This window comes from Vibrio sp. Vb1337, assembly GCF_033338715.1.
GTDB lineage: Bacteria > Pseudomonadota > Gammaproteobacteria > Enterobacterales > Vibrionaceae > Vibrio > Vibrio alginolyticus.
Genome location: NZ_JAWOTD010000010.1, coordinates 1 through 19,624 on the forward strand (window position 1 = coordinate 1; position 19,624 = coordinate 19,624).

Consider the following 19,624-nt stretch of genomic DNA (forward strand, 5'->3'; position numbering starts at 1 on the left):
GGTGAAATTGGTAGACACGCTAGCATGAGGTGCTAGTGCCTTAGGTGTGAGGGTTCGAGTCCCTCTCTCGGCACCATGTATTTACAAACTTGTAAATCACTTGTTTGCGAGTATAATGCTCAGCAAGTCGGACGCGGGGTGGAGCAGCTTGGTAGCTCGTCGGGCTCATAACCCGAAGGTCGTCGGTTCAAATCCGGCCCCCGCAACCAATCTCTTTCTTTAAAAGGAAATCGTAGATTGGCAAGTTTGCGTAGTGCTAACCACACTGCGAGTTAAGAAAAGCAATTGTTGGCTATTCTTAACGTATCAGGGTCCAGCAGCATAAAACCCCGACTATCGGGGTTTTTTGTTATCTGAGCTTTTTGAAATAGCTCAGATACTGCTTGGTTTTTTGATTGGGCTCTGAGCCCTTTTTTTGTTTCTGGAGTGGTTAAATGACTGGTTTAGAAAGACAACTTACTGAAATGCTTGACGCGCCAGTAGCGGCATCAGGTTATGAGTTAGTTGGATTAGAATTCATTCGTGCAGGCGCGCACTCAACGTTACGTATCTACATTGACCATGAAAATGGTATTAACGTAGACGACTGTGCAGAAGTTAGCCACCAAGTTAGTGCAGTTTTAGACGTTGAAGATCCAATTTCTGTTGCTTACAGCCTAGAAGTGTCTTCTCCAGGTTTAGAAAGACCACTTTTTAAAGCAGCACATTACGAGCAATTTATTGGTCACGAGGTCAGCATCGTATTGAAAATGGCTGTAGCAAACCGTCGTAAGTGGAAAGGTATTATCCACGGTGTTGATGGCGAAACAGTGACAATTACTGTAGACGGTCAGCAAGAAGAGTTTGCTCTAAGTAACATTTCCAAAGCTAACCTGATCCCTAAATTTTAGTTCCCTAAAAAAGTTTAAGCTTAGAGGCTAAATACAATGAGTAAAGAAATTTTAGCGGTAGCAGAAGCGGTATCGAACGAAAAAGCGGTACCTCGTGAGCGTATCTTTGAGGCTCTTGAGATTGCTCTAGCAACTTCTACAAAGAAAAAATACGAAATCGAAATCGACGTACGTGTTGCCATTGACCGTAAAACCGGTGAGTTTGTAACTTACCGCCGTTGGTTAGTTGTTGATGACGTTGAGAACCCTACAAAAGAGATCTCACTAGAAGCAGCGCAATACGAAGATGACTCAATCGAGCTTGGCGACTACGTAGAAGACGAAATCGAATCAGTAACGTTTGACCGTATTACGACTCAAACTGCTAAGCAAGTTATCGTACAAAAAGTTCGTGAAGCTGAGCGCGCACAAATCGTTGAACAGTTCATCGACAATGAAGGTGATCTAATCACTGGTGTCGTGAAAAAAGTAAACCGTGACACAATCGTGCTTGATCTTGGTAATAACGCTGAAGCGGTAATCCTGCGTGATGACCAACTTCCTCGTGAAAACTTCCGTCCAGGCGACCGCGTACGTGGCCTTCTTTACAAAGTCGCGCCTGAAGCACGTGGTTTCCAATTGTTCATCACTCGTTCTAAGCCAGAAATGTTGGCAGAACTGTTCCGTGTTGAAGTGCCTGAAATCGCAGAAGATATTATCGAGCTGAAAGGCGCGGCACGTGATCCTGGTTCTCGCGCTAAGATCGCTGTCAAAACAAATGACAAACGTATCGACCCTGTAGGTGCGTGTGTTGGTATGCGTGGTGCACGTGTACAAGCTGTTTCTGGCGAACTTGGTGGTGAGCGTATCGATATTGTGCTTTGGGATGATAACCCAGCTCAATTCGTTATCAACGCAATGGCGCCAGCTGATGTTGCTTCTATCATCGTTGATGAGGATGCACACTCAATGGACATCGCAGTTGAAGCTGACAACCTAGCGCAAGCTATTGGTCGTAACGGTCAAAACGTGCGTCTAGCATCTCAACTAACCGGTTGGGAACTGAATGTTATGACAGTTGCTGATCTTCAGAAGAAACACGCTGAAGAATCACAAGCATCTATTGAAAACTTCATGAAGTACCTAGATATTGAAGAAGACTTCGCTCAACTTCTTGTTGAAGAAGGTTTCTCAACGCTAGAAGAAATCGCATACGTGCCAGTTAACGAGCTACTAGAAATCGATGGTTTGAATGAAGAACTAATCGAAGAGCTTCGTGGACGTGCAAAAGATGCACTAACGACGATCGCACTAGCACAAGAAGAGTCTTTTGAAGGTCTAGAACCAGCTGAGGACCTACTTGCACTTGAAGGTCTTGAGCGTGAGATGGCATTTAAATTGGCAGCGAAAGGTGTAGCGACACTGGAAGATCTTGCTGACCAAGGTATTGACGATTTAGAAGGTATCGAAGGCCTGACCGAAGAACGTGCAGGTGAGCTAATTATGGCCGCACGTAACATCTGTTGGTTCGGCGAAGAAGCATAATTTTCGGCAAGGAGGAAGCGGCATGACACAATTAACAGTTAAAGCACTGAGTGATGAGATTGGTACGCCAGTCGACCGCTTGATTGAACAACTTGCTGACGCTGGCATTAAAAAGGCGAGCTCTGACAATGTTACTGATGAAGAGAAGCAGAAGCTTCTCTCTCATTTAAAGAAAGAACACGGTGATAAATCAGGTGATTCAGAGCCGACTCGCCTTACGCTTCAGCGTAAAACTCGTAGTACACTTAGTGTGAACGCGGGTGGTGGTAAGAGTAAGAATGTTCAGGTTGAGGTGCGCAAAAAACGTACATACGTGAAGCGCAGCACAATTGAAGATGAAGCGAAACGTGAAGCTGAAGAAGCAGCACAACGTGAAGCAGAAGAAGCAGCAAAACGTGCAGCAGAAGAAGCTGCAAAACGTGAAGCTGAAGAAGCTGCGAAACGTGAAGCTGAAGAAGCTGCAAAACGTGAAGCGGAAGAAAAAGCGAAACGTGAAGCTGAAGAAAAAGCGAAGCGAGACGTAGATACGAATGCACAACGTAATGCTGAAGAAAAAGCAAAGCGTGATGCTGAAGAGAAAATTAAGCAAGAAGCAGCGCGAAAAGAGGCCGACGAGCTTAAACGTCGTCAGGAAGAAGAAGCTAAGCGTAAGGCTGAAGAGGAAAGTCAGCGCAAGCTTGAAGAAGCTCGCGAATTGGCTGAAAAGAATAAAGAGCGTTGGTCTGCTGCAGAAGAGAAAAAGGGTGATATGGAAGATACAGATTACCATGTAACGACTTCACAATACGCACGTGAAGCCGAAGATGAAGCAGATCGCAAAGTAGAAGGCGGTCGTCGTAAGAAGAAAAAAGCAGCTTCGGGTAAAGACGACCAAGCTCGCGGTGGCCGTAACAACCAACGTGGCGGTAGAGGTCGTAAGGGCAAACTTGCTAAGCCGACTTCAATGCAGCACGGGTTTGATAAGTCAGCAACGGTTGCTAAGCAAGACGTTGTAATTGGCGAAACGATCGTTCTATCAGAACTTGCTAACAAGATGTCGGTTAAAGCGACAGAAGTTATCAAAGTAATGATGAAGATGGGCGCTATGGCGACTATCAACCAAGTGATCGACCAAGAAACAGCACAACTTGTTGCTGAAGAAATGGGCCATAAAGTAGTTCTTCGTAAAGAGAACGAACTGGAAGAAGCGGTACTATCTGACCGTGACACTAACGCGGAAGCAGTTCCACGTGCTCCAGTTGTTACTATCATGGGTCACGTTGACCACGGTAAAACGTCAACACTTGACTACATCCGTCGCACACACGTTGCTTCTGGCGAAGCGGGTGGTATTACTCAGCACATTGGTGCGTACCACGTTGAAACAGACAACGGCATGATCACGTTCCTTGATACTCCTGGACACGCAGCGTTTACTGCAATGCGTGCTCGTGGTGCTCAAGCGACAGATATCGTTGTTCTTGTAGTTGCAGCAGACGATGGCGTAATGCCACAAACAGTAGAAGCGATTCAGCACGCGAAAGCGGCAGGCGTTCCTCTAATTGTTGCTGTGAACAAGATCGATAAAGAAGACGCGAACCCAGATAACGTTAAGAACGAGCTTGCTCAATACGACGTTATTCCTGAAGAGTGGGGCGGTGAGAACATGTTCGTTCACATCTCTGCTAAACAGGGTACAAACATCGATGGTCTTCTAGAAGCAATCCTTCTTCAGTCTGAGGTTCTTGAACTTACAGCTGTAGCTGAAGGCATGGCATCTGGTGTTGTTGTTGAATCTCGCCTAGATAAAGGTCGTGGTCCAGTTGCAACAGTACTTGTTCAATCAGGTACACTAAACAAAGGCGACATCGTTCTTTGTGGTCAAGAATACGGACGCGTTCGTGCAATGCGTGATGAGCTAGGTAAAGAAATTACTTCGGCTGGCCCATCTATCCCTGTAGAGATCCTAGGTCTTTCAGGTGTACCATCTTCAGGTGATGAAGCAACAGTAGTTCGTGACGAGCGTAAAGCGCGTGAAGTAGCTAACTACCGTGCTGGTAAGTTCCGTGAAGTGAAACTTGCTCGTCAGCAGAAATCTAAACTAGAGAACATGTTCTCTAACATGACTGCTGGTGAAGTTGCTGAACTTAACGTTGTACTTAAAGCAGACGTTCAAGGTTCTGTAGAAGCAATCGCAGACTCACTAGTTAAGCTATCTACTGACGAAGTTAAAGTGAACATCGTTGGTTCTGGTGTTGGTGGTATTACGGAAACTGACGTAGTACTAGCGGAAGCTTCAAACGCAATCATCCTTGGCTTTAACGTTCGTGCAGATGCTTCTGCTCGCCGTGCTGTTGAAGCCGCAGCTGTTGACTTACGTTACTACTCAATCATTTACCAATTGATTGACGAAGTGAAACAAGCAATGGGCGGTATGCTTGCTCCAGAATTCAAGCAAGAGATCATTGGTCTTGCTGAAGTTCGTGACGTGTTTAAGTCACCGAAACTGGGCGCTATCGCTGGTTGTATGGTTACAGAAGGTGTGATCAAGCGTAACAACCCAATCCGTGTACTACGTGATAACGTTGTTATTTACGAAGGTGAACTAGAGTCACTGCGTCGTTTCAAAGATGACGTTCAAGAAGTTAAGAATGGCTACGAATGTGGTATCGGCGTTAAGAACTACAATGATGTTCGCGTTGGTGACCAAATCGAAGTCTTCGAAATCGTTGAAATTAAACGTACTCTAGACTAATTGACTAAAATTACTAATATTGTCTTTGAAAGATAAGTAGTAATTGGTTGTTGAATACACCATGGGGGGCTGGCTTTGACCAACCCCCCATTCTTTCTATATAAGAGTAAAGATATGTCAAAAGAATTTAGCCGCACGCAGCGCGTTGCACAGCAGCTGCAAAAAGAACTAGCGATGATCCTTCAACGTGAAGTTCGTGACTCTCGCCTTGGCATGGTGACGATCTCAGACGTAGAAGTCTCTCGTGACCTAGCTTACGCAAAAGTATTTGTGACCTTCCTATGTGTGGGTGAGCAAACACCTGAATCATGTCTAGCAGCGCTACGTGAGCACGAAGTGCACATTCGCATGATGTTAGGTAAGCGTATTCGTCTACGTTTAACGCCAGAAATCCGCTTCCACTATGACAATACGCTTGTTGAAGGTATGCGTATGTCTAACCTAGTGTCTGAAGTCGTTAGTTCAGACAAACAAAAGCAAAAAGATTCTGGTCGTGAGGACGAAGAATAATGGCTCGTCGTCGTAAAGGTCGTCCAATTAATGGCGTTATACTGTTGGACAAACCAACAGGTATCTCTTCCAATGATGCACTGCAAAAAGTAAAGCGAATCTACTTTGCCGAGAAAGCAGGCCACACTGGAGCCTTGGACCCATTAGCGACAGGCATGCTGCCAATTTGCTTGGGTGAAGCGACAAAATTTTCTCAGTTTCTTCTTGATTCTGATAAACGCTACCGCGTGATCGCAAAGCTGGGTGAACGTACTAATACGTCTGACTCGGATGGTGAAGTTGTAGAGACGCGTCCAGTCGATGTTACGTTAGACAAACTAAAAGCGTGCATCGATCAGTTCCGTGGCGAATCTGATCAAGTACCTTCCATGTTTTCAGCGTTGAAATATCAAGGGAAACCCTTGTATGAATACGCTCGTAAAGGCATCGAAGTTCCGCGCGAATCTCGTAAGATCACGGTATATGAGATTGTTCTTCACCGTTTTGAAGGCGATGAAGTAGAGATGGAAGTGCACTGCTCTAAAGGTACCTATATTCGTACTATCGTTGATGATCTGGGCGAAATGTTAGGTTGTGGTGCGCACGTAACTATGCTTCGTCGTACTGGTGTTGCTAAATACCCTTACGAGAATATGGTAACACTTGAGCAACTAAATGAGTTGCTAGAGCAAGCTCACCGCGAGGAACGAGCGCCTCGAGAACTACTGGACCCGCTACTTTTGCCAATGGATACAGCGGTAGAAGACTTACCAGAAGTCAACTTGGTGCCTGAACTGGCGGATATGGTCCAACATGGGCAGCCCGTTCAAGTATTTGGTGCTCCGACAGAGGGCTCACTTCGCCTTACTATGGGTGAAGAACGCTTATTTATTGGCGTTGGCGAAATGAACGAAGATGGCAAAATCGCTCCTAAGCGATTGGTCGTGTTCCGAGATGACGTTGCATCCAAGTAAATGATTGAAAATACCGACCTGAGTGTCGGTATTTTTATATTGCACGAGATAGGAAATTTCCCTATAATCCGCGCTTCGCGTAGCGGCTGAATCAGAGATTGGCTGCTACAACTTTAAACCTACTCTTATTAGGAGAGAATTATGTCTCTGAATGCAGAAACTAAAGCAGCAATCGTTGCAGAATACGCACAAGGCGAAGGCGACACTGGTTCACCAGAAGTTCAAGTAGCTCTACTTACAGCTTCTATCAACCACCTACAAGGTCACTTCAAAGCGCACAAAGGCGATCACCACAGCCGTCGTGGTCTTCTACGCATGGTTTCTCGTCGTCGTAAGCTTCTAGATTACCTAAAAGGTAAAAACCTAGCTCGCTACCAAGACCTAATCAAACGTCTAGGCCTACGTCGCTAATCAGCGACTGCATAGCAGTTTGTCTAAAAAGGGGCTTTATGCCCCTTTTTTGTTGCCTAAATTTAGCCAAATTAGACTTATGCCGTTATAATACTGGCGGCTAAACCTTGTAAGAGGTTTTCTCAAAAGCTCATAGCATTACAGTCAACCACGTCGACCAAAAGGTCGCGACTATTCAAAAGGAATTTCCGAGTTTCTTTTTACTAGTCGCGATTCGTAATGCCTTGAGTGTCAATTAACACATCTAAGATTTCTTTAAGCACTAAAGGAAGATTAGAAACAAGGAATAACAATGTTCGAAAAACCAGTTGTTAAAACGTTCCAGTACGGTAACCACACAGTTACTTTAGAAACTGGCGTTATTGCACGTCAAGCTACAGCAGCAGTTATGGTCACAATGGATGATACGTCTGTATTCGTATCTGTTGTAGGTAAAAAAGAAGCCGTTGCAGGTCAAGACTTCTTCCCACTAACGGTTAACTACCAAGAGCGTACTTACGCTGCGGGTAAAATCCCAGGCGGCTTCTTCAAACGTGAAGGTCGTCCTTCTGAAGGCGAAACGCTAACAGCTCGTCTAATCGACCGTCCAATCCGTCCGCTATTCCCAGACGCGTTTAAAAACGAAGTTCAGGTTATCGCGACAGTAATGTCTGTAAACCCAGATGTTCAGCCAGATATCGTTACAATGATCGGTACTTCTGCTGCTCTTGCTATCTCTGGCATTCCATTCAACGGCCCTATCGGTGCGGCGCGTGTTGGTCATATCGATGGTCAGCTTGTACTTAACCCTAGCCAAACTGAACTAGAAACTTCTAAGCTTGACCTTGTTGTTGCAGGTACAGAGTCAGCAGTACTGATGGTTGAGTCAGAAGCGGACAACCTAACTGAAGAAGAAATGCTAGCGGCGGTTGTTTATGGTCATGACCAACAACAAGTTGCTATTCAAGCTATCAACGAATTCAAAGCAGAAGTTGCAACTCCTGCTTGGGATTGGGTTGCTCCTGAAGAGAACACAGCGCTTAAAAATAAGATTGCTGATCTAGCAGAAGCTAAACTTGTTGAAGCTTACCAAATTACTGAGAAAATGGCTCGTTACGACCGCATCCATGAGATCGCTGCGGAAGTAAATGAAGTTCTTCTTGCTGAAGATCCTGAAGCAGATACAAAAGAAATCCACACTATCTTCCATGATCTAGAGAAGACAGTAGTACGTAGCCGTATTATTGCAGGTAACCCTCGTATCGATGGCCGTGAAAAAGACATGGTTCGTGCACTAGATGTACGTACTGGTGTTCTTCCTCGTACTCACGGTAGCGCGCTATTCACTCGAGGTGAAACTCAGGCGATCGTTACTGCAACGCTAGGTACTCAGCGTGATGCTCAAATCATCGATGAGCTAACTGGTGAGCGTAAAGATCACTTCCTACTGCACTACAACTTCCCTCCATACTGTGTAGGTGAAACTGGTTTTGTAGGTTCTCCTAAGCGTCGTGAAATCGGCCACGGTAAACTGGCAAAGCGTGGTATTGCTGCAGTAATGCCTTCTGTTGATGAGTTCCCATACACAGTACGTGTTGTATCGGAAATCACTGAATCTAACGGTTCATCTTCAATGGCTTCAGTATGTGGTACTTCTCTTGCGCTTATGGACGCAGGTGTACCAATCAAAGCATCTGTTGCTGGTATCGCAATGGGTCTTGTTAAAGAAGGTGACGATTTCGTTGTTCTTTCTGACATCCTTGGCGATGAAGACCACCTAGGTGACATGGACTTTAAAGTAGCAGGTACTAACACTGGTATCACTGCACTTCAAATGGACATCAAGATCGAAGGCATCACCAAAGAAATCATGCAAATTGCGCTTAACCAAGCTCAAGGCGCACGTAAGCACATCCTATCTGTAATGGATGAAGCAATCTCTGGTGCTCGTGAAGACATCTCTGAATTTGCTCCGCGTATTCACACGATGAAGATCAGCGCTGAGAAGATCAAAGACGTTATCGGTAAAGGTGGTGCAGTTATCCGTGCTCTAACTGAAGAGACTGGTACAACTATCGAAATCGAAGACGACGGTACTATCAAGATTGCGGCAACTGAAGGCACTGCTGCGAAAGAAGCTATCCGCCGTATCGAAGAGATCACTGCTGAAGTTGAAGTGGGCCGTATCTACACAGGTAAAGTTGCACGTCTAGCAGACTTCGGTGCATTCGTAACGGTTCTTCCAGGCAAAGATGGTCTTGTACACATTTCTCAAATCGCAGAAAAACGCGTAGAAAAAGTGTCTGACTACCTAGCTGAAGGTCAAGAAGTTCAAGTTAAAGTTCTTGAAATCGACCGCCAAGGCCGTGTACGTCTAAGCATGAAAGAAGCGGTAGAAAAGCCAGCTGAAGAAGCTGCTGCTGAAGCACCAACTGCTAAAGACGAGTAAGACAAAATGAGACTTTCCGCCTTTTATTAGATTAAGGGCCTGAAAGCATGTTATAAAAGGGGAGCATTTTCGCTCCCCTTTTTTGGTTTGTTTCGATGTATTAACCTCAAACGAGGTTACCGCCTATATTGCATTAAGAGAAACAAATCTTGAGCGGTCCAAACAGGAGTATCAATTAGTGAAATGGTTTCAAACCGCAATTTTATGTGTTGCTATCGCGCTGACCGGTTGTGCAAATACTTCTCAACAATCAGCACAAAAGTGGTTATATCCACCGATGGCGGTGCCACTTCAGCCTAGTGTTCAACAAGAAGTACAAATCGCGCGTCTCTCGCAGTTGCTACAACGTCCCGACCTTAGTGATGAAGTGCGCGCTAAAATGCATTATGAGCGCGGTAGCTACTACGACAGCGTTGGTTTGCGTGATCTTGCCCGTTTGGACTTTAACCAGTCTTTGCAGTTGAATCCTGCTCAGCCGGACATCTTCAATCTTTTGGGAGTATACTTTACCCAAGTAGGAGAGTTTGATGCGGCATATGAAGCGTTTGACTCGACCATAGAGTTGGCTCCTGATAATACCTATGCTGAGCGCAACCGTGCGATTGCACTGTATTATGGTGGCCGAATCGATCTCGCTTTAGAAGATATGACCAAGCATTATCAAGAAATGCCAACGGATCCTTTTCGTTCATTATGGCTGTACATCATCGAAGCTGAGCAAAATCCAGATCAAGCAAAAGCCAATCTTCAACAGCGTTATTTACGAGATCGTAGTGAAGAGTGGGGATGGGTTCTTGTTGCCATCATGCTACGAGACGTCTCGGACGAAGACGCGCTTAAAGCAATTATGGATGGAACGAGAGAGAACTATCGCCTAGCTGAACGATTGACGGAAACGTATTTCTACCTTGGAAAGCGTAATCAGCTTGAAGGTGATATCGCAAGTGCCATCTCACTTTATAAGCTCGCGATTTCGTTCAACGTTTACGATTATGTTGAGCATCGCTATTCTTTCTTGGAGTTGGCGCAAATTTACGATCAATTACAGCAAGATAGATTGGCCAAGTTAAAGGCTGCCAAGAAGCTGGAAATTGAATGATTTAGAGCCGCTCGATGAGAGCGGCTTTTTTTATGATTGAACTTGATGAGTGACTCATTTAAAATAGTTAGTCTTGCTAACTAAGTGGTGGTGGCTTTTATGGCATTAGAAGAAAGCTTGATTGATTTAGAGCGTTTTTGCGCCAAAGCTTGGCGTGTCTATGCCAAAGAAGATCCATTATCACATCTAAGCTTTAATGAGTTCGATTATTTACGTGTGATTCAGGTTTACCCTGAGGGTGTGCGAATAACCGATCTTGCAGAAGAGCTGCAAGTGACTAAGCCTTCCGCATCGACAATGGTTGTGCGTTTGGAAAAAAAGGGTTTGGTGAAACGCATCGCATGTAATGAGGATGCTCGTGCTAAGCGTGTGTTGCTTACGGAAGAAGTCGCAGAAAAAATGTCTTTGGAGCAGGTAGTGTACAAAGATATCTCTGACCAAATGATGCAACAATTAAATCAGCAAGAAGCTGAACAGTTACAAGCTTTATTGAATAAAGCATTGAGTAATAAGTCATTTTAAACTAAAGCAAAGGCCTCAGCTGTATGGTTTAGTTTTTGTTGTTTCATCTTTCTTTTATTTAATTTAACCATTTAGTTAGTCTTGCTAATTAAATGGTTAGCTTTGCTAACTACTGGTGATAGTCATGCAAAACTCAATTTATAGACAGTTTTGGAAATATACGATTCCAACCGTCGCAGCAATGCTCGTAAACGGTTTGTATCAAATAGTTGATGGCATTTTTATTGGCCGTTATGTTGGCGCTGACGGATTAGCTGGGATCAATGTTGCGTGGCCTATTATCGGTTCGATCCTCGGTATAGGAATGATGATTGGGGTGGGGACTGGCGCGCTGACTTCGATCAAGCAAGGAGAGAACGATCATGAAGGCGCTAAGCGAATCCTAACGACCGGATTGACGTTGTTAGCGGCATTGATGCCGGTCGTTGCTACAATATTGTTCTTGTTTTCGGATGAATTTATTCGCTGGCAAGGTGCGGAAGGGCGAGTGTTTGAACTTGCGCTGCAATATTTGCATATTCTGATTGTCGCGTGCGTATTCACGTTGGGTTCTATCGCAGTTCCGTTTCTGTTACGCAATGACGACAGCCCGAACTTAGCAACGATTTTGATGGTCATCGGTGCCGTTATTAACATCGTATTAGACTACGTATTTATTGCTTGGTTGGAGTGGGAGTTAACCGGAGCCGCTATTGCCACTGCACTTGCACAATTAGTGGTCACTGTGCTCGGTATTGGTTACTTCTTTACTTCAAAAGCAACATTACGCCTTCGTATCCGCGACTTCAAAGTTCAGGTTGATGCTGCACCAAAGATTATCATGATAGGTACATCAAGTTTCTTTATGTACGCCTACGGCTCTGTGATGGTGGCACTGCACAACGCGTTATTTGCTCAATACGGAAGTGCAATGTTGATCGGAGCGTACGCCATTTTGGGGTACATCGTGACGGTTTACTATCTGATAGCCGAAGGAATTGCGAATGGTATGCAGCCTTTAGTGAGCTTCAACCACGGTGCACGTAATCAGGAGAACATCAGAAAGTTATTAAAGGTCGCGATGGGGACATCTGTGCTTGGTGGGGTGGCGTTCGTTGTTTTGATGAACCTTTTCCCGTACGAACTGGTTGCGGTGTTTAATAATGCTGACCAACAGTTGATTGATAGCACTGTGATCGGGATTCGTTTACACATGTTTGCGTTGTTCTTAGATGGTTTTTTAGTTGTGGCGGCCGCGTACTATCAATCAGTAAACAAAGGCAGCAAAGCTATGTTTGTAACACTAGGCAACATGCTGGTCCAGTTGCCATTCTTATTCATTATGCCGAAACTTTTCGGCGTGACAGGCATTTGGTTAGCTTTCCCATTGTCTAACATTGCATTGAGTTTGGTCGTGATCAGTATGTTGTGGCGAGATGTGAAAAAGCTGCTTAATGAAACTTCGGCTGAGCCAACAGTGCAAGCCTGTTAACAATGGCTGATAGAGAAAAGCGAGGTTGGGCCTCGCTTTTCTTTTTTGGGGAGCTAAATGTTTTTTACTTCTAAGCCAGCTAGCTGATGCCAATAGCCATTGCATTGGCGGCTTTCAAGTTTTTCAGGGTTGTCGCCGTGCTCGTTTGAGCGAAAATGCTCTAACTCAGAAAGTGTACTCACACCGAGAGGGCTTAATCGGACCACATCAACCAGGCCTTGCATACTTGGTAAGTCATTGATCAGGTTATAACAATACCCTGATTGCGTTTGAATGCCGTTAAGGTTAAAGACTTCTTGTCCTTCTTGGCTGCTGACCTGGATACCCGTAGGGTATTTGATACAGCAGGTTTCGCAATCGTCTTTCGCTAGGTTTTCAGCTCGGGCTGTGAAACAGCGAGCGGAATACGCTAAAGGCAAATAACCGTGGCTAAATACCTCAACTTCAAACTTGTTACGAATACCAAGCTCGTGACACTGAACTAAAGTATCGTTTAACCATTCGCGAGAGAGTTCGACAGGCATGCACCAACGCATCATACCTTGCTTCAAAAATAAGTTGAGCGTGTGTGCGTTATAAGTATTGATTGCAGGGCCAACGACGAAAGGCACTTTATGCTCTGATGCCAATTGAACAGCAGATACGTCATTTGCTTCAATCGCGAAGTCACCGTTGTCGATGTACTTCCTCATTATGTTTACTTCACTCGGAGCTTCTAGTAGTGCCATTGTTGATAGCACCACTTGCTTGCCAGATGCAGACAGCTCTTTTGCGATTTCAAGCCAATGCGAAGGCTTCATTTCTCGACGTTTTGAACATACGGTTTCCCCAAGATAGATGATGTCCGCGGAGCTTGATTTCGCTTGTTCATAAAACGCTTCGATGTCTTGTTTTGGCCAGAAGTACAACAGCGGGCCAAGCGCGTATTTCATTGAATTATCCATCTTAACCTCTACTGCCATTTGCGGTGATAAGCACCAAGTGTGGTCTGCGTACCTTCAGACACGTTTGCCAATGCGGCATCCCAAGCCGCTTCGACTTGGTAAGCTTCTGGGTTTGCTTGGTAACGGTCAATCGCGGCTCGCCATGTTCGAGTGACTTGTTCTACGTAAGCAGGGCTACGTTGGCGACCTTCAATTTTTACAGAAGCCACATTTGCAGCAAATAGTTCTGGCAGCATAGAGAGGGTGTTCAAACTGGTTGGTTCTTCCAGTGCGTGGTAGCGTTTTTTCTCGCCTTCGATTTCTGCTTCGAAACGACCTTTACACAAGGTAGGGTAGCCCGCATTTTCACCGGTGCTGTAGCGATCGATCAAAATGTCGTTAAGGCGGGATTCCAGACCATTTTCTGTTTCTTGCCAGCGAACGTACTTAGCTGGAGAGCATGCTCCCACAGTGTTTGGAGACTCGCCTGTCATGTATGACGATAGGTAGCAGCGACCTTCAGACATGATGCAAAGGCTACCAAAAGCAAAGACTTCTAACTCGACATCGCTAGTGATGTTGCGTGAGAGCTGTTTGACCTGATGAATCGATAAAACGCGGGGTAGCACTACCCGTTTTACGTTGAAGTTTTGTTTGTAAAAATCAATGGCTGCGACGTTGGTCGCTGATGCTTGCACTGAAAGGTGTAGTTCCAGATCGGGATATTTGCGAGCCGCGTACTCCAGCACTGCAATGTCTGCAACAATCAGCGCGTCTACACCCAGTGCCGCTGCATTGTCTACTGCGTTCGTCCAGCGCTCGAAGCCATTGGGATGAGCGAAGGTATTCAACGCGACATGAATTTTTTTATTGCGGTCATGAACGTATTGCACCGCTTTTTCTAACTTTTTGCCGTTAAAGTTGAGGCCAGCAAAGTGACGGGCGTTGGTATCATCTTTGAAACCAATGTAGACGGCATCGGCACCGCAATCAATCGCAGTTTTTAACGCAGGCAGGTTACCCGCGGGACACAAGAGTTCCATATGCTCACAATCATTGAGAATAAAAAGGTGTCCGCATTTTATGAAGAATTATGAATAGCGAAATTGACCTAAGTTAGGTTTAGCTCAATAAAGTCGATATTTACCCCTTGCGAGTAAGGGTATCGGGTCGGGGTTAGTTCTTGTGACGACGATTCTGTACAAACAGCTCTTCAATTTCGTGTTTTGGCTGTGGGCGATAAAAATGGAATCCTTGAATCGCATTACATTGAAGGTTAGAGAGCAAAGTAGCTTGCTGGTGGGTTTCCACCCCCTCGGCAACGACAGTTAAGTCGAGCGACTTACCCAGATTAATGATGTTTTCAATCACAGTGACTTGTTTCGGTAGTGTGTCGATATCATTAATAAAAGCGCGGTCGATTTTTAGCTCGTCAATAGGGAAACGCGCTAAGTAGGAAAGAGAAGAGTAGCCGGTACCAAAGTCATCGATAGAGAGAGCGAAGCCAAGCTTTTTAATCGCATTCAACATTTGCAGTGTATGTTCGCTATCACTCATCACGGCACTTTCGGTTAGCTCGAAGGTAATGCAGCTTGGATCAAGCTCGGTAGTGCGAAGCAACTTTTCCATAAAGTCGATCAGCTGTGGGTTGCCAAATTGCTCGGGAGAGAGGTTGATGGCGACACGGCCTGGCAGTATGCCCTGTTGCTTCCAACGTTTTACCGTATTGAAAACATCACGCATCACGACACGTCCAAGGTGTTCGATTAACCCAGCGCGCTCGGCGACAGGAATGAATGAGCCAGGACTAATGTACCCTTCGACTGGATGCTTCCAACGAACGAGCGCTTCTGCGCCGTTGATACTGAAGTCTCGCGCGTTAACCTTAGGTTGATACCACACTTCCAAACCGTTCTGCTGCAATGCTTTTTGCAGTTCGATTTCAAGCCACAAACGCATACGCGCTTCTTTGTTCATTTGATCGTTAAATTTGATCAGACGATTTCTACCACGATCTTTGGCTTCATACATCGCAGTATCGGCATTTTGTAGTAGGATTCGCGCATCTTGTCCGTCTTCAGGGTATCGAACGCTACCAATTGAACAGGCAAGGCGTTTGCTGAAGTGGTGCAAGTCGAAAGGTTGGTTGATCAACGAGATAATGCGATCGGACAAAATTTCAGCCATGCGGGTATTTTCTGGCTCCGGCAGAATGACGCCAAACTCATCGCCACCCAAATGACCAATAATCGCTTGGTTTGGTAGTAACCGTTTAAGACGGGCCGATACCTCTTGAATCACTTTATCGCCAATATGGTGACCAAGTGAGTCATTAATGTTTTTGAAGTTATCGATATCCAAATAGAACACCAGAAGCGGTGTTTGCTTTTTGATCAGCTGTTCCAAACGTTTGGTGAAGCCAAAGCGGTTGTAGAGTTTGGTGAGCGAGTCAATGTGTATGTCTTCATTCGATGCAGAAGACAGGTTTTTGGGCGCATCATCAGCATCTTGGATTAGGATAATTTGAGATTCGCTACCTAATATCGCCGTGGAATCCGCGTGTAGCTGAACTTTCCGTTCAAAGCCGCATCTTGCGCTGGTTAAGCAGACAAAAGGTTTGTCAGAAATTAATGTACTCAATCGATGACTAAATACCTTTTTACTGTTTTCATCGATGAATAAACGACTTAGCTCTTCGCCCAACAATTCATGAGGAGAGTTAAGTCCGAGAAGGCGCGCTGATGCGGGGTTCGCAGAGATGACAATATCATCCTCGATAAGCAGTAAGCCGTCTGGTAGCAGTTGTGTTAACTTCGCAAACTTACTTTCGGACTCTTCTAAGGAGCGAACGAGTATCTGCTTTTCTGAAGTATCGACAGCGTGAAAAACAACAAAGCGAATGTCGTTACCTTCAAAAACTGGCGAAAGACTAAAGTGAAGACTGGTTTCAAGGTCGGTTTCATCGAGCGTGATTTCGGCTTCGACATGTGCCCCTTTGAACGCGCGCTGATAGTATGGTGCAAGCTTCTTATAAAACTGTTCACCCAGCACTTGGCAATCGTTTAAGCCGACGATTTCCTCATGACTTAAACCTGCGATATCGCAGTAACGGTCACTTACCATTCGATAATTGTGTTTTTTATCAAGAATGGCAAAGAAGAAAGGGCTATTTGAGGTTAGCGTGGCAAACCAATGTTTTAATTGCTGGGAAGGCATTAGGGTATTACCGATCTCCAATGAGCCAGATTATTCGTCCGTGTATAAAAAGCGACACCCTGATAAGCCTGCGGCGGTCTACCACCAAGCCAAAGTGTTACTTGCCATTAAAGGGCTCGCGGTTTTAGCTGTGCAGTCGACAATCACATGGATACGCTCAGATAACTATAACTTTGAAAATACGGTTGTAAAAGTGTTTATCCACCTGTTCGCATCAATAATACACGTAAGTTCAAAAAAAGAAGCGTTAGTGAGCAATAAACCACCAATCTAAAATAAGCACTTTATTGATACATAACAGTAATCTCATCGCCACGATTGCTTAATATAAGCAACCTAATGACAAAGTAACGGATAATGAACGTGTTAAACAAGATTCGCAGTCAACTAGTAAAGAACGCAGCTAATATTTTGCGTTCTCCAGTCCAGTTATTACCACAGCCAATTCAGCAAAAAGCGTTGCTGGAAGGGCTAAAAATGGTGTTTAAAGAAGCCTTGGAAGATGGTGACTTTGAGTTCCTTGAAGACAAGTGGTTAAAAGTTGCGATTAAAGACTTGAACTTAGCATGGTACATCAGCTATCAAGACGAAAAATTGGTGGTAGCTGAAAAACCAGTTCAGGAAGATGTGAGTTTTAGTGGTAATCTAAACGACCTAGTACTGATTGCTGGTCGTAAAGAAGACCCTGACACACTGTTCTTCCAACGTCGCCTTTCAATTGAAGGTGATACTGAGCTTGGCTTAGAAGTGAAAAACTTAATGGACAGTGTCGACTTAGAGCAGTTACCGAAAGCAATGCAAGTCGCTTTGAATCAATTGGCTGATTTTGTTCAGAAAGGAGTTCAAGCGCCTGCACAACCAACCGGAGTAGCGAATGCTTATTCGAACTGAAGCCCCAGCGGACATTCTTACCATTGACCGCTTATTGAAACACGCCTTCCCGACGGAAGCTGAAGCTGAGCTTGTGATGCGTTTGCGCGAAAACAGCAAATTCACGCTTTCCTTAGTCGCGTGTACAGATGAGGGAGAGGTGATAGGCCATGCTTTATTTAGCCCTGTGACCTTAAATGGTGAAGATTTGTCATGGCAAGGGCTAGCGCCATTAGCTGTTCATGAAGATTACCGTCGCCAAGGCATCGCTGCAGAGTTGATCAAAGAAGGTTTCGATTCACTGCGTGATTTTGGCTACCCAGTGTGTGTGGTGTTGGGCGATCCTGATTATTACGCGCGCCAGGGTTTTCAATCATGCGACGAGATGGGCTTTGAATGTGCTTGGGATGTCCCTAAAGGTGCATTTCGAGTCGCAGAGTTGGTCGAAGGTCAATGTGCTGGACGCTCCGGACGCATAGACTATGCGCCAGAGTTCTCTGAACTGTAAATGAAAGAAGCCCACGACTAAGTGGGCTTCTTTCTTATTCACTGAAAACTGAGATAGGGAGGTTAGGATGACGGGTTACTTTTCTTTTTGCCCCAGACCTCTATTTTCGCTTTTTTACTTACCCCTAGCAGGCTGAGTTTTGTGCTTCCCCAGCTACTGTAAGTCATTTCAATCTGTTTTAGCTTGGCTTCTTTTGTACCTGGAAGGCTCCAGGCACGAGTCGACAATCCGCTTGTTAGTACGCCCATAGAGGAAAGCTTTTTCTCACTACCATCTGTCATGACGACTTTTAAACCATTAATGTCTACCGTTCCTTGCACACATTTTAGTTTTATTTTACTGAAGCTTCGGTTTCGGAATAGACTATTTGGTGTCACGGTATCTGTTTCTGTATGAAAGTTAACGGTTTTCGTTGCAATCAGCTCCCACTCATCGCTGTTATTAGCAAAAACACTCATGCTGGTGGCGGCTACCAGTGTGCAAAGCAGTAGCGTATTTAAGAATTTCATAATGTACCTCATATGTCATACCCAATGTGTGGCCGTTGGCAAAACGCTATGTTAAGGAATATCCAAATCATCTCATTGTGTTCAGGTGTTCCTTGAAGTCCTTTAGGTATAATCGCGATAATTTGATAGGATTGCCCTCGTTCAAATAGGTGACGGAAAATGTCAATTAACGAGAAACAGTATTTACGTGAAATGGGGATCAGCACATGGGAGCTGGTACACCCTGAAAGACTGGAAGGCTATCAATCGCCATTATTGGATTTGCAAAGTTCATGTAAACTCCTATTGGTATCGCCAATATGTCCAGAAAACGAGACGGCATTGATGTTTGAGCGCGTATTAAAAAGCATTAAGCTCACGCTTGATGATGCGCTACACCTAGAGCCTGAGCGCTTATCCATGCTGGGTGAACATCAGCTAGAGTGGGTGTGGTTTGCAGGCTGTGAGGCTGATAAAAGCATCAAGGCAAAGCACCTGACCTCGCCACTATTACAAGATATTGATGGTAATAACGAACAGCGCCGCGCATTGTGGCAACAAATCTGTTCGTACTCTTAACGGAGCTAATGCGTGACAATTGAAATTACGCCGATGTGTGCAGATCACCTCGACCAAGTTTGGCAAATCGAGCAGCAAGCACATTCTCACCCTTGGGCCGAATCTTTGGTTCGTGACTTATCCAGTCGCGGTGCTTGCCATCATGTGATGCTGGAAGGCTCTCAAGTGGTTGGTTACTTCTATGGACAGAATATTGTTGGAGAAGTGACACTATTAAATATTGCAGTAGCGCCTTCTCAACAGGGCAGAGGGCTAGGGCAAAAATTGCTGGACGCGTTTATTGAACACTGTGAACAAGCCAAAGCAGAGAGTGCTTGGTTAGAAGTGCGTGAAAGTAATCACCCAGCTATCCATATTTATGAGCAAGCAGGTTTTAATGAAGTGGACCGTCGTTACAACTATTACCCAGCTAAATCGGGAAATGGTAAGGAAGACGCCATTATCATGAGTTACTTATTTTTGAGTTAGTTTTAGGCCGTTACTAATTACCTCATCAAC

At 45.0% G+C, this 19,624-nt stretch carries 18 protein-coding genes and 1 tRNA gene; 15 read left to right on the forward strand and 4 right to left on the reverse strand.

The window, feature by feature from the left end; genetic code table 11:
- Positions 1 to 132: 132 nt before the first annotated feature.
- The 11 genes from R7E42_RS12685 to R7E42_RS12735 all read left to right on the forward strand — a co-directional run bounded on the left by R7E42_RS12685 (position 133) and on the right by R7E42_RS12735 (position 12,542).
- Positions 133 to 209, forward strand: a tRNA-Met gene (locus tag R7E42_RS12685).
- Between the two features lie 225 nt (positions 210 to 434).
- The gene (gene rimP, locus R7E42_RS12690; RefSeq protein WP_005386424.1) at positions 435 to 890 is read left to right on the forward strand and encodes a ribosome maturation factor RimP; all 456 of its coding nucleotides are present in this window, start codon (positions 435 to 437) and stop codon (positions 888 to 890) included.
- Between the two features lie 36 nt (positions 891 to 926).
- Entirely contained in the window at positions 927 to 2,414 is a 1,488-nt protein-coding gene (gene nusA, locus R7E42_RS12695; RefSeq protein ID WP_005380084.1) for a transcription termination factor NusA, read from the forward strand.
- A gap of 22 nt (positions 2,415 to 2,436) precedes the next feature.
- Positions 2,437 to 5,148 carry a translation initiation factor IF-2 gene (gene infB, locus R7E42_RS12700; RefSeq protein ID WP_005380086.1) on the forward strand — a complete coding sequence of 904 codons (2,712 nt, stop codon included), beginning with the start codon at positions 2,437 to 2,439 and terminating at the stop codon, positions 5,146 to 5,148.
- Positions 5,149 to 5,262: 114 nt separating this feature from the next.
- Positions 5,263 to 5,658, forward strand: coding sequence for a 30S ribosome-binding factor RbfA (gene rbfA, locus R7E42_RS12705; RefSeq protein WP_005380087.1), 396 nt, complete (start codon positions 5,263 to 5,265; stop codon positions 5,656 to 5,658).
- On the forward strand, positions 5,658 to 6,611 hold the full coding sequence (gene truB, locus R7E42_RS12710) for a tRNA pseudouridine(55) synthase TruB (RefSeq protein ID WP_025768208.1): 954 nt from the start codon (positions 5,658 to 5,660) through the stop codon (positions 6,609 to 6,611). Before rbfA ends, truB begins: the two co-directional genes overlap by 1 nt.
- Positions 6,612 to 6,752: 141 nt before the next feature.
- The gene (gene rpsO / locus R7E42_RS12715; protein WP_005380094.1) at positions 6,753 to 7,022 is read left to right on the forward strand and encodes a 30S ribosomal protein S15; all 270 of its coding nucleotides are present in this window, start codon (positions 6,753 to 6,755) and stop codon (positions 7,020 to 7,022) included.
- 292 nt (positions 7,023 to 7,314) lie between these two features.
- The gene (gene pnp, locus R7E42_RS12720; protein ID WP_170890507.1) at positions 7,315 to 9,450 is read left to right on the forward strand and encodes a polyribonucleotide nucleotidyltransferase; all 2,136 of its coding nucleotides are present in this window, start codon (positions 7,315 to 7,317) and stop codon (positions 9,448 to 9,450) included.
- A 178-nt stretch (positions 9,451 to 9,628) separates the two neighbouring features.
- Positions 9,629 to 10,549 carry a lipoprotein NlpI gene (nlpI, locus tag R7E42_RS12725; protein WP_318072738.1) on the forward strand — a complete coding sequence of 307 codons (921 nt, stop codon included), beginning with the start codon at positions 9,629 to 9,631 and terminating at the stop codon, positions 10,547 to 10,549.
- Between the two features lie 99 nt (positions 10,550 to 10,648).
- A complete protein-coding gene (locus R7E42_RS12730) occupies positions 10,649 to 11,071 on the forward strand; it encodes a MarR family winged helix-turn-helix transcriptional regulator (protein ID WP_005380103.1) in 423 nt (140 codons plus the stop codon).
- Positions 11,072 to 11,195: 124 nt separating this feature from the next.
- Entirely contained in the window at positions 11,196 to 12,542 is a 1,347-nt protein-coding gene (locus R7E42_RS12735) for an MATE family efflux transporter (RefSeq protein ID WP_062730457.1), read from the forward strand.
- Positions 12,543 to 12,595: 53 nt separating this feature from the next.
- Here the strand turns inward: R7E42_RS12735 and R7E42_RS12740 are convergent, their stop codons facing one another.
- From R7E42_RS12740 to R7E42_RS12750, 3 genes are all read right to left on the reverse strand, one after another.
- Entirely contained in the window at positions 12,596 to 13,474 is an 879-nt protein-coding gene (locus R7E42_RS12740) for a U32 family peptidase (RefSeq protein WP_318072755.1), read from the reverse strand.
- A gap of 20 nt (positions 13,475 to 13,494) precedes the next feature.
- Complete coding sequence (locus R7E42_RS12745; protein WP_005380110.1) at positions 13,495 to 14,508, reverse strand: ubiquinone anaerobic biosynthesis protein UbiU; 1,014 nt, start codon at positions 14,506 to 14,508, stop codon at positions 13,495 to 13,497.
- A gap of 133 nt (positions 14,509 to 14,641) precedes the next feature.
- Positions 14,642 to 16,681, reverse strand: coding sequence for a bifunctional diguanylate cyclase/phosphodiesterase (locus R7E42_RS12750; RefSeq protein WP_005380112.1), 2,040 nt, complete (start codon positions 16,679 to 16,681; stop codon positions 14,642 to 14,644).
- Positions 16,682 to 17,044: 363 nt separating this feature from the next.
- Between R7E42_RS12750 and R7E42_RS12755 the strand changes: the two genes are divergently transcribed.
- The gene (locus tag R7E42_RS12755; protein ID WP_005394645.1) at positions 17,045 to 17,572 is read left to right on the forward strand and encodes a ubiquinone anaerobic biosynthesis accessory factor UbiT; all 528 of its coding nucleotides are present in this window, start codon (positions 17,045 to 17,047) and stop codon (positions 17,570 to 17,572) included.
- Positions 17,556 to 18,059: a GNAT family N-acetyltransferase gene (locus R7E42_RS12760; protein WP_005380119.1), complete on the forward strand. Its 504-nt coding sequence runs from the start codon at positions 17,556 to 17,558 to the stop codon at positions 18,057 to 18,059. The genes R7E42_RS12755 and R7E42_RS12760 overlap by 17 nt, the downstream gene beginning before the upstream one ends.
- Before the next feature lie 62 nt (positions 18,060 to 18,121).
- Here the strand turns inward: R7E42_RS12760 and R7E42_RS12765 are convergent, their stop codons facing one another.
- Positions 18,122 to 18,568, reverse strand: coding sequence for a hypothetical protein (locus R7E42_RS12765; protein ID WP_176311148.1), 447 nt, complete (start codon positions 18,566 to 18,568; stop codon positions 18,122 to 18,124).
- Between the two features lie 159 nt (positions 18,569 to 18,727).
- Between R7E42_RS12765 and R7E42_RS12770 the strand changes: the two genes are divergently transcribed.
- Together R7E42_RS12770 and rimI are read left to right on the forward strand one after the other, a co-directional pair.
- The gene (locus R7E42_RS12770; RefSeq protein ID WP_017635885.1) at positions 18,728 to 19,126 is read left to right on the forward strand and encodes a DNA polymerase III subunit psi; all 399 of its coding nucleotides are present in this window, start codon (positions 18,728 to 18,730) and stop codon (positions 19,124 to 19,126) included.
- Between the two features lie 12 nt (positions 19,127 to 19,138).
- Complete coding sequence (gene rimI, locus R7E42_RS12775; RefSeq protein ID WP_158174144.1) at positions 19,139 to 19,594, forward strand: ribosomal protein S18-alanine N-acetyltransferase; 456 nt, start codon at positions 19,139 to 19,141, stop codon at positions 19,592 to 19,594.
- Positions 19,595 to 19,624: the final 30 nt, after the last annotated feature.